Raw genomic sequence first — 10,423 nt, 5'->3', positions numbered from 1 at the left:
GAGAGAGCCAACAACTGTTCTCCTGCAAGAACCCCGACTGCGGCTGGACGGCGAACGCCGACTGGAACGCGGCGAGGAACATCGTGCACCTGTACCGGATCGGCCACGTCATCGTGGAGGTCCCGGCCGCCGGAAGGCGCGGTCGTAGGGCGGGTAAAACCGTCAAACCTGTCGCCGCAAGGTAGACAGGAATCCCCTTCCTGAGCCTGCGAAGGGAGGGGAGAGCTTCAAAAGCTCTTCGACCACCTGCCGGCACCGTCGCTGCTGCAGGGGCTGCCCACCCTGTGGGCGGCCGGGCGCACCGTTGCCGGTCCGGTCATCGGGGCGATCACCGTGGCGTCCCTGCCCGAGGTGTTCCGCCGGCGGGCGGGGCTGCCGGAACTGCCCGGCGCCCCGACCGTGATGCAGGGCGCCTACCTGGCGGCCGGCCTGGCACGCTTCCTGCCCGCTGGCTGGATCACCGCCGACAGCATCGCCGGCCTGCTCTCCCTCTCTCCCGGCAGCGACGGCCCGCGGGCCCGTACGATCGCCGCACTGAAGATGAACCGGGCAGGAGCCCTCATCCGGCTCATCACCCCACTCCCGCCGCAGCCGGAACCCGCCCCGCGAGGCGAGTCGCGGCGCAGCGCGGAGGAGTTCTTCACCGAGGTGCTGGACCAGACCGGCAACGGCTACCTTGACTGGCCCGACCTTGCGGCCATGGCCCGGGAGCTGTCCAGCCGTCTGGACCTGGACGAGCCCGAGGAGAGCAGGCTCTACGACGCCTTCGCCGACTGGTGGCGGGAACTGCAGGCCGCCCTCGATACCGACGGTGACGGCCGCATCAGCGCCCAGGAGTACGCCGCCGGCGTTGCCTCGATGGCTGGACCCGCACTGATCAAAGTCGCAGAAGTCCTCTTCGACGCCACCGACAAAGACGGCAACCAGACCATCGACGCCGACGAATACCGCGCCCTGTTCCGCACCGGATTCCAACGCGAAACAGCTGGCGCTGGGGGCGTACACGCGCAGCGCCTTCGTCAAGGACTCCTGTCCTTCATGACCGGCCGCCAGCGCACCACCCCCTATGACCCGCTGTTCGCACAGGCATGAGCAGTCTGCAAGCCCGGCGCCGGCGCCCATCTCCCTGGTTTGCCCTGCTCGGGTCCGAGTACGGCAGACCAGGGAGTCGCGAACCCCCGCGCGCCTGGCCGCCACGACGGCACGCCGGTCTGTGGCACCGGGCCCACCAAGGCCTTCGGCAGCCGCCGTGCCCATTCCGGCACCATGGCGGCGGCACGAGAGAGGAACTGGTGCCTCAGCCTGCCCCGAGACTTCCGTTCAGTGCGCCGTGGTGCGATCTGTCGGCGGACTGGTGTCCTCTGTGACCGATGGCTGCGGGAACAGGTGCTCTTCGAAGGCGGTCACGCCGAAGAGCACAGCCATCATCGCGACAGGCGTGAGCAGGGCGAACAGCATCACAGGACCTCCCGGAAGGTCGGTCTGTGGCACCTGGAGGAGCCATGCCCAGGATGCGGCCGAATGGGGCAACGCGCACCCCGGGGCGTAGGACGCCCTTACCGGCCGCGACGGGTACCCGGGGCCAAGGCTGACCCGCTTCACCGGGCGGAGTGCCTGGCACAGCTCGAGGGGTCCCCCTCGTCCGGAAGCCCGCCCAGAGGGCCGTCGCTCCTCGCATGGGCTTCCCTGGCACGTACGTCGACCTGCGCGGCTGCCGCCCACGCCTGGAGGGACGGCAGCCGGCGCTACCAGAGGACAGGAAGAAGCGGGCTGCATCCCAGGGCGATCAAGCCCCAGGTCGGGCGTCTTAAGGCGCATTCATCCGGCGCTCGACGTGCGTGCCACCGGTCACAGGCCCTCCAGACGCCCCCCGGACCAAGCGGCCACCACAGGGCCCGAAGGACCAGATGCGCACCACCGCTTACCGCCGGATTCAGGCAGCACACGGTCTACCGCGCCGTGAAAGACCGACACACCCGCCTACCCGTTCAAGGGCCGGCGCGAGGTGCAGCCCCGATTGCGCGCCCTGGTTTCAAGGTTGGGTGCGGCTCGCTTCGAGTGAAGCTCGTGATCAAGGGACGGTAGGTGCCGATCCTCAACCGACAATCCCGCCTGGTGGCGCGACCTGCGGTGCCCCCTGTCCACAGCCCGCCCACCTTGACATCCATAGGGGCATCGCACTCGACCTGCCCCACGCTCTGGTCGAGTGGGTAACCATGCTCATCGTCACCCGTGAGGGTGACCGTCGCTGCAAGCTCCCGCCGCACCAGCGTGCTCTCGTCACCCTGGACTACCTCCGGCGGCACGACACCCTCACGCAGCTCGCCGCGGGCTTCGGCATATCGGTCGGCACCGCCCACGCCTACGTCACGACAGTCCTCCTGCACCTGGCGGACAAGGCGCCGGGCCTGCTGAAGGTGCTGCGTGAGACGGACCCCGACTACGCGCTCCTGGACGGCACCCTCGCCGAGTGCGACCGGGTCGGCGACGAGCAGGCCGACCACTCCTTCCAACCACAAACGGCACGGAGTGAACGTGCAGGTCGTCACAGATCCGGCCGGGGAGATCCTGCGGCCATCGGCGGCGCTGCCGGGCCGGACCCACGACCTGACGGCCGCCCGCACCCACAAGATCATCCGAATCTGAGAGCGTCACGGCGTCCCGATCCTCGCCGACATGGCCTACACCGGAGCCGGAGACTGGGTCACCACCGCCAAGCGCCGCCCGCCCAACGGCGAACCCACCCCCACCGCGGGGATCTTGCAGGCACTGCTGGTCAGCAGCGAAGCGCGCGGCCGGGCCAACTCACGCTGGCGCAGCCGCTCGCAGCACGACACTGGCGGCCCACCCCTATCACACCGTTGCCCCCGGCCTGTTCTGGGTATGGCATTCGTCCGGCGGGGTAGCCGCCGCACGTAAGCCCCACAGCCTCGCGCGTGGACGTTGGCGCTCACCTCTCTTTGACGGAGCGGGGCTCGTGAGAAGGTCGAGGAAAGGAACAACAGCACGGTGAAGGGCTTCAGGAACTTCTTGGTCCGCGGCAACGTCGTCGACCTGGCGGTCGGCATTGTCATCGGTGCCGCGTTCACCGCTGTCGTCAACGGTTTCGTCCGGGCCTTCCTGACACCGCTGGTAGGCCTGGCGACCGGCTCGGTCGGCGACTACAGCAACCGCTCCTTCACCGTATCCCGCACCGCCTTCCCCTTCGGGGCCTTCCTCAACGCTGTTTTCAGCTTCGTACTCACCGCGACCGTGCTGTACTTCCTGGTCGTCTTGCCGGTGACCAAGCTTCACGACCGCTTCTTGTCCGGCCAGGATGTCGAGGCACCCAAGGCAGAATGCCCCGAGTGCCTCAGCTCCATCCCCGCCGCAGCTCGCCGCTGCTCCTTCTGCACCGCCGAGGTGGCAGGCCGATCCGACTTCCCGGCGCAGCCCGGCAACCGCATCTAACGGACGTGGCGCGCGGCACCGCCTGGGCGATCATGAAGGAGTGCGCGCGAGCTACGGCTCCGTCTGCCTCGTGGGCTGGCGCCCGCAGCGCGCCGGCACAGGTTGCCGTTGACGTCGTGTACGAACGCTGCCCTTCGGCGAAGCTGCCGATGGTGTCGGTCAGCGGGTGAGGCGGTGGCCGGTGACGATCTCGGACGATACGCGGACAGGCTGGCGGGAAGGCGGGTGGCGGTGCCGACCTCCCGCTTCCGGCTTCCGGCTTCCGCGGTGACAAGCTCGTGCCTTCCCTCGCGGTTCTGCCATCCGTCGCCCTCAAAGAGGCCTGAATCACTCATTAGGCGCCAGTGCCGGATATAGCGCGCTTTCAGACCCGCCTTTCATGGCATGTTGGCCTCCCGGTTTTCTGAGGGAGGAACTGCGTGCCCAACACCCCCACGCCCACGGACCCGGTCCCACGCTACCCGCGATGGGCGGACCGCCTCATACGTCAGTTCGACACCTTCGCGGCCACTCGGTCGCGTGCCGAGAAGGTGCCTGCCTTGGTTCTCGCCAGGCAGGACGGCGGCGATGTCCGGGCTCCGGCCTTCATGGTCCGGGAATACGAGCACCGGCTGTCGCGACGGCGGGGCACCCCTCACTTCCAGGTTCCGCACGCAGTCGTCGATGAGGCAGAACTGAGTGGCGGGGGCTTCCTTTCCGCGATCGACCGAATCGCCGTACGGCTCCAGCTCACCATGCCCTCGGGACGACTGCGGTTGCCGGCCTTTCACACCTGCCGGGCCGTACTGGAGGCTGAGCGTGGCGCGGGCGACGTCCAGGCCCAGCAGCAGCCCATCCTCGATGACCTGTACGCAGCCCTGCTCAACAGACGGAAAACGCTGCGCGCCTGCGCCCGCCTCGCAGACTTTTTGGGCCAGCATCTCCTCACCGGCTGGCTGCAGGGACTCGTGGCAGCCCTGATCGTCGGCTTCCCCAAGCTCTGCTACCGGTTCCACCTTCGGCACTGGGGCCTGCGCTGGGTCGCGGACGAAGCGAACACGACCTGCTTCCTGGACGCCGCGCTCGCCTTCTGCCAGGACGGCGAACTGGAGCGGGAAGACCCGCGCGTGCGGCGCATCCTCCTGCGGGCGCTGCTCACCGATCTGCGGAAAGCGACTCGAGGAAGGACCTGGCTGAGTCATCTGTGGGCACGGCGCCGGTGGTCCTTCGTCGTCCTGCTTCCCGAGATCGACAACCCCGACGGCCCCGGCCGCGCCTTCCTCGGCACGTTCGAGGAACTCGCCGGTGACCATCCGACCAAGCCACTGCTCGTCCTGGCCGCCTGCGCAGGCCCGCCACCGGACTACGCCGCGCCGCTGGGCGCCGACCCCGACCGGCCCAACGGCATCGCCGACAAGGTCTTCACGTTCCTCAACGAGGGCAGTGACGAGCCGGTACGCCTCATCACACTGCCGGCCGAGGACGACACCGAGGGCACGGCCAAGACGAAGATCGACACCCATTGGGGCGTGATGGCCCGCCGGGACCACCCCCTCGACTGGTTGCGTCCGACCGCTCTGCCCGTCGTGGCAGCGGCCACCGCGGTCACCCTTCTGGCCCCGCACTACCTGTGGCCAACTGCACCCCCCGCGCTTGCCTCCTGCGTCACGGTCAAAACCGGTGAGCGCGTGGGCGTCACCGACGGCAGCCAATGTGATCTCGCCGTACCGGGGGACCGCGGAAGGGAACTGAAGGACCTGGAGCACCAGGTCGCCACGGAGAACGCCCAGATCCCGGACGGGCGTTACCGCACCCTCGTCCTCCTCGCTCCCCTGAGTCTGCAAAACGGCGTCTACGACGACCCGCCGGTCGGCCTGCAGATCCTGCGCGGCGCCATCGCCCAGCAGCACAGGCTCAACGCCGGTGTCCGTCAGAACAAGATGCCCATCCGCCTGCTCATCGCCAACACCGGCCAGTACTTTCAGTACGGGGCACGCAGCGCCGCAGCGCCGAAGGACCCTGACGTCGCACAGATGATCATCAGTCGTCAGCGGCAGGACCACATCGCCGCGGTCATCGGCATCACCCAGAGCCGTCCGGAGTCGCTGAACGCGGTCCGGGAACTCGACCAGGCCGGCATCCCGGTCATCGCCAACGGCGTGTCCGGCAGCGGCATGGTCGGCCCCGACTCGCCGCAGCGCTACTTCCAGATCTCGGCACCCGACGGACGCGTCGCGCAGGTCCTCGCCGACTTCGTCCACCACTCACCCACCATCCGCCAACTCACCAGCCCCACACCGCACGCCGTGGTCGTGTACGACCCGACCGACGCGAGCTTCAGCACGGACCTCAAGAACCTGTTCGTTGCCGCCTACCGCCGCTACGGTGGTATCGACGAGATCAAGTACAGCGAGAAGCCCGGGGCGACCACGCCGGAGGACATCGCCAGCGAAGTCTGCAACAAGGTCGCCGCGACGCACGGGATGGTGGTCTACCTCGCCCGGTCCGGTGTGCTGCCCAGCCTCCTCAACGCGATGCAGAGTGCGGGCGGTCAGTGCCAGCCCCCGCAGGGCACGACGATCCCGATGATCACCGAGAGTTCCCCCATCGACTTCCAGCTGCATCCCGGACAGACGGCGCGTGCCTACCCGTACATGACGCTCTTCTACGAGACGACGAACGCACCCACTCCGGACTCCCGGGACCCCTATGCCCAGTTCGCACAGGACTTCGCCACGGTCTTCGGCAAACGCAGTGCCGATGCGGACGCCGCCGGCGGCTTCGACACCATGGGTGTCGTCAGCAAGGTCATCGAGGACCTGCTGCCGGCTTCCGACGACGTCCAGCCCAACGACATCTACCTGTGGCTCACCGCTCACGGCGTGTCCCAGTACCCCGGCGCATCCGGCGTGCTGCAACTGGACGGCAAGAACAAATACCCGCCTGACAAGGCGGTGTTCATCCGGGAGATCACCCAACCGAGTGGAATCACCGCGACCCTGCTCAGCTGCGGAGTCCTGCCCGACCGGCAGAGCCCCGCGAAGTGGGGAACTCCTCCCGACACCTTCTCGTGCCCCAGGGACGACACCGGTGCGGCTTCCCCATGACCCGGATCGGTACGTGCCATTTCAGTGCGCCGCGGGGGCGAGCTGCGGTACGCGGCTCGGCTCAGGCCCCTCGGTGAGCAATCGCTGCGTCGTCGGGGCGGGCGTGGCCGACCCCAGACGCTCCCGCTCGCACATACGTTTGATCTTGAGGGTGAGGGCTACCCGCAACCGGCAACCTGCCCGCTGCCTTCAAGCCCACCGTGACCTGCGGGAACCCACCACAGTGCTCCGGACGGGACTGGAATGCGACTGGGGCAGACGCTGTGGAGGCGGATCCCACCTATGGCAAGGGGCTGGTCGTGATGACGGTGGCAACGCAGCAGGGCGGCGGCGGAGGCTCCAGTGGCCTCTACGACGTACTGGAGCTCATTCTCGACCGGGGGCTGGTGATCGACGCGTTCGTGCGCGTCTCCCTGGTCGGCATCGAGATACTCAAGATCGATATACGGGTCGTGGTGGCCAGCGTCGACACCTATCTGCGGTTCGCCGAAGCATGCAACCGCCTCGACCTGGAGGCGGGGCCGCGCAAGCCGGCCGGCCTGACCGAGCTCACGGGCCGGCTCACCGAATCCGGCGCCCGCGGCAAGACCAAGGGTGCGCTGTCCGGAGCCGCCGAGACGATCTCGCAGGCTTTCCAGCAGGCCCGGGACGAGGGACGCCAGAAACAGGGCACGCCGTCCGCGCACCGGAAGGAGGACGAGCGATGAGCACCTACGTCTACGGGATCACCCACGCCTCGCACTCGCTCTCCAAGGACGTGCACGGCGTGGGTGACCCGCCGGAGCCGGTGCGGGTGCTGCGCCAGGGCCAGCTGGCCGCGATCGTCAGCGACGCCCCCGAGGAGTTGCGGCCCAAACGGCGTGACCTGCTCGCCCACCAGCGAGTCCTCGACGCAGCCGGGGAAGACGGCGTGGTCCTGCCGATACGGTTCGCGAGCGTCTCGCCCGACGACGAGACGGTCACGACCGTGCTGGCCGAGCGTGCGGATCACCTGCTGGAGCGGCTGCGGGTGTTGGAGGGCAAAGCGGAGTACAACCTCAAGGCCAACCACAACGAAGAGGCCGTGCTACGTCTGGTGGTGGCGGACAACGACGAGATCCGCTCCCTGGCAGAAGCCAACCGGCAGGCCGGCGGGGGCTCGCAGGAGGACAAGGTCCGGCTCGGGGAGATGATCGCTGCCGCGCTTCAAACCCGCGAAGCAGCTGATGCCGAATTGCTCCAGCGGGAACTGGGGCCGGCGGCGGAGGCGGTCAGCGCCGCACCGCCCAGCACCGGCTGGCTGGCCAACCTCTCCTTCCTCATCGACCGCGCCTCAGCGGCACAGTTCCTGGACGCGGTCGACCAACTCCGCCGGCAGCAGCCACATCTGGAACTCCGTGTCAACGGCCCCCTGCCGCCCTACAGCTTCGTCGACGACGCCTCCGAGCACGCCGAGAGCGCTGGGGAAGCCTTCGGAACCGCAGCCGATCAGACGATCGCGTGAGCCGCGCCTCTTCACCACCGACGGCCGGAACGGTCACCCACCACCTGCACTCCTCCGGGCCGTCCCGGATGACCGGCTGTGTACGGGCGCGGTGTGCAGGCCAGCCCGACTGCCCGACAGGCGGACACTCATGACCGAGGTGATGTACCTCTCCTCGGTGAACTCGATCCGCGCATTCGCACTGGCTGAAGCGTCGTGATCACCGGCTGGGCCCCTTGCCCCGCCCCCGGAGCAAACAGGGAGCGGGCGTGTGCTGGCCGCGCTGATACCCATCCGCCCAGGTGGGATCAGTCAGGAGAGCACGCCCAGCAGCACCGCGGCCGTGAACGTCAGCACCGCCACCGGCAGTATCACCACATACAACCGGCCCAGCCCCGACCCCGTGCTCCATCTCTCACCGGCTGTCGCGGCCCGTTGACTGCTGTCCGGCGCGAACAGCGCACCGCACTCCCGGCACTCACCGCGCTCCGTGTCCAGCCAGTACGCGCCGCTCAACTGGACGAAGACCACACCGTTCCCGTCATCGTGTACTGCGCTCACGCTCACCCAACGACACACTCCGACTGCGGGCCACCCTTCTGACCCGACTCGTTATCGCCCGGGCGCCAGAACGTCGTCCGCGAAACCGAGAACTGTCTGCAGTGCCCGTGTATGCGCAGCGGTCGAGCTCTCGGCTCTGGGGCATCTCACCGCAGGGAGAGAATGCTCCAGCCCTGCCGATCCTGCGGGGCCGAGCCGTCCAGGGAAGTGCCCCGTATCGACATGAGGACCATCAGGGCACAGCCGCAGACAATGGCTGAATCGGCGAGGTTGAACACCGCGAAGTGCTCGACGGAGATGAAGTCGACGACGTGCCCGCGAAAGACCGCGGGCGCCCGGAAGATCCGGTCAGTCAGATTGCCGAGCGCGCCCCCAAGCAGCAGCCCCAGGGCGACAGCCCAGGGAAGGCTCCGAAGCCTACGCGCGGCACGCGTGATGACCACGACAACCGCGACCGCAATCGCCGTGAACACAACAGTGAATGCCTGGCCCCTGCTGAAAGCCGCACCCGAGTTACGGAAGACCTGCAGCGTAAGCATGTGGCCCGCTATGGCAACGGGCTCTTGGCCTTCCAACCGCGAGACAGCCACAAGTTTGCTGCCGAGATCCAAGGCATAGGTGAGAACGGCCACCGTCAGCAGAGCGGTCAGAGCCAGTGTGCGCTTGCCAACAGCACGCTTCGCGGTCTCGGGCTGGGATTGCGAGGCATTGTGGGTAGTAATGATCCGCTCCATTGATGCCGAGCCGCCCTGGACAACACCACATTAGTCCCTGCGCGCCTGCTCGTTCTGGCGAACCTCGAAGGCAACCGCTGACAAACGATCTGCTCCGCAGACTGCCGCCGACGACCAGCGTGAGTGTCCCGGGATCCGCTCACACCAGCCGTTTACCTGCGGTTTCAAGTTGGGGAGGGCTCACTGACCGGCCCCAGCCGCGCCATGCCGGGCTGCTGGGTGAGCCAGCGCACCGCATCGGCCGTGGGACCGGCAATGCCGTGGCGCACGGTCAGCACGAACGACGGACCGAGGAGGCTCGCCAATCGGCAGGTACGGCTCGATGAACTCCCATTCCTCATCCCTCAGTTGCACTCGCGCCAAGCCAGAAGACCTACCGGTACAGGCCCCCGCTCCGAAGACGAATACCGCGTATCGATCACGGCTCGTTGCCCGCCTGAGGACTCAGGGGCCGTCTCACGGAGGCGATCACGGTGGTCGCGCTGGCGGTCACGGCGAGGCTGCCCATCATGACCATCCCCACGCCGACCATGAACTGGCCGGTGGAGTCGTCCGACCAGTCGAAATAGGCAGCAATGGTGAGGCCGGCCGTGGTGCCGAGCACAGCTCCGGCGACGTAGCGACGCGATGCCGCCCAGTACACCGGTACCAGCAGGGTCAGCACCAGCCCGATCACCTGCCAGGCCTCGTACGGACCGGTCGAAGTTCCATCGGGTTGCACGTCATAGTGCTGGCCCCAGCCCAGCCAGGCAGCGAACGCCGCCATCGACACGCCAGCCAGCACCAGGGCCGTCAACAGTTGCGGAACAGGTCTCAGAGTGCGGAACGTGAGCTCTTGTCCGTTTCGTGGTTGAGGTTGGGGAAGGAGCACTGGTCACGGAGTGAGGCCGGCCCTCAGGCTTCGGGGCGGGCGAACAAGCCGGGTTCGGTTTCGACGAGGATGCCTCGGCTGACCAGGCGTTTCAGTTTGGAGCGGATGCCTTCGGTGTTCTTCGGGAGGATCGGCTGGTCGAGGGCCTGGCAGCGGTCGCGGGCGCGCATCGGCCGGCCCGCGTCGGTCAGGGCGGTGAGGATCTGCTGGTAGGCGGGGTGGTCTGGGATGTCGGGACGCTCCGGCTCGGCAGCGGGTG

The 10,423-nt window shown here is 68.0% G+C and carries 10 protein-coding genes and 2 pseudogenes; 7 read left to right on the top strand and 5 right to left on the bottom strand.

Annotation, left to right across the window (positions count from 1 at the left end; genetic code table 11):
- On the top strand, positions 1-185 hold a 185-nt coding region (locus ACIRVK_RS44325), incomplete at its 5' end, for a zinc ribbon domain-containing protein (protein WP_404257663.1).
- A 148-nt stretch (positions 186-333) separates the two neighbouring features.
- Positions 334-1,092 (top strand): EF-hand domain-containing protein, encoded by a 759-nt coding sequence (locus ACIRVK_RS44320; protein WP_404257661.1) that lies wholly within the window; start codon positions 334-336, stop codon positions 1,090-1,092.
- Between the two features lie 228 nt (positions 1,093-1,320).
- Here the strand turns inward: ACIRVK_RS44320 and ACIRVK_RS44315 are convergent, their stop codons facing one another.
- Complete coding sequence (locus ACIRVK_RS44315; RefSeq protein ID WP_404257659.1) at positions 1,321-1,458, bottom strand: hypothetical protein; 138 nt, start codon at positions 1,456-1,458, stop codon at positions 1,321-1,323.
- 758 nt (positions 1,459-2,216) lie between these two features.
- Here ACIRVK_RS44315 and ACIRVK_RS44310 point away from each other — a divergent pair.
- The 5 genes and pseudogenes from ACIRVK_RS44310 to ACIRVK_RS44290 form a co-directional block, all read left to right on the top strand.
- Positions 2,217-2,790: pseudogene (locus ACIRVK_RS44310) on the top strand (transposase family protein); the annotation flags it as partial.
- A gap of 219 nt (positions 2,791-3,009) precedes the next feature.
- Positions 3,010-3,450, top strand: a complete 441-nt coding sequence (gene mscL / locus ACIRVK_RS44305; protein WP_404257657.1) for a large conductance mechanosensitive channel protein MscL — start codon at positions 3,010-3,012, stop codon at positions 3,448-3,450.
- A 539-nt stretch (positions 3,451-3,989) separates the two neighbouring features.
- Positions 3,990-6,536, top strand: coding sequence for an ABC transporter substrate-binding protein (locus tag ACIRVK_RS44300; RefSeq protein WP_404257655.1), 2,547 nt, complete (start codon positions 3,990-3,992; stop codon positions 6,534-6,536).
- A gap of 302 nt (positions 6,537-6,838) precedes the next feature.
- Positions 6,839-7,243 carry a gas vesicle structural protein GvpA gene (locus ACIRVK_RS44295; protein WP_404257653.1) on the top strand — a complete coding sequence of 135 codons (405 nt, stop codon included), beginning with the start codon at positions 6,839-6,841 and terminating at the stop codon, positions 7,241-7,243.
- Positions 7,240-8,019: a GvpL/GvpF family gas vesicle protein gene (locus ACIRVK_RS44290; protein WP_404257651.1), complete on the top strand. Its 780-nt coding sequence runs from the start codon at positions 7,240-7,242 to the stop codon at positions 8,017-8,019. Before ACIRVK_RS44295 ends, ACIRVK_RS44290 begins: the two co-directional genes overlap by 4 nt.
- A 291-nt stretch (positions 8,020-8,310) precedes the next feature.
- Here ACIRVK_RS44290 and ACIRVK_RS44285 read toward each other — a convergent pair whose 3' ends face one another.
- The 4 genes and pseudogenes from ACIRVK_RS44285 to ACIRVK_RS44270 all read right to left on the bottom strand — a co-directional run.
- The gene (locus ACIRVK_RS44285; protein WP_404257649.1) at positions 8,311-8,559 is read right to left on the bottom strand and encodes a hypothetical protein; all 249 of its coding nucleotides are present in this window, start codon (positions 8,557-8,559) and stop codon (positions 8,311-8,313) included.
- A gap of 146 nt (positions 8,560-8,705) precedes the next feature.
- Entirely contained in the window at positions 8,706-9,293 is a 588-nt protein-coding gene (gene lspA, locus ACIRVK_RS44280) for a signal peptidase II (RefSeq protein WP_404257647.1), read from the bottom strand.
- Positions 9,294-9,711: 418 nt separating this feature from the next.
- Positions 9,712-10,059, bottom strand: coding sequence for a hypothetical protein (locus ACIRVK_RS44275; RefSeq protein ID WP_404257665.1), 348 nt, complete (start codon positions 10,057-10,059; stop codon positions 9,712-9,714).
- Positions 10,060-10,187: 128 nt separating this feature from the next.
- A pseudogene (locus tag ACIRVK_RS44270) lies at positions 10,188-10,423 on the bottom strand (hypothetical protein); the annotation flags it as partial.

This window comes from Streptomyces sp. NPDC101152 (genome assembly GCF_044768275.1).
GTDB lineage: Bacteria > Actinomycetota > Actinomycetes > Streptomycetales > Streptomycetaceae > Streptomyces.
The sequence above is the reverse complement of the archived record's forward strand: the minus strand, read 5'-3'. Positions and strand labels throughout refer to the sequence as shown.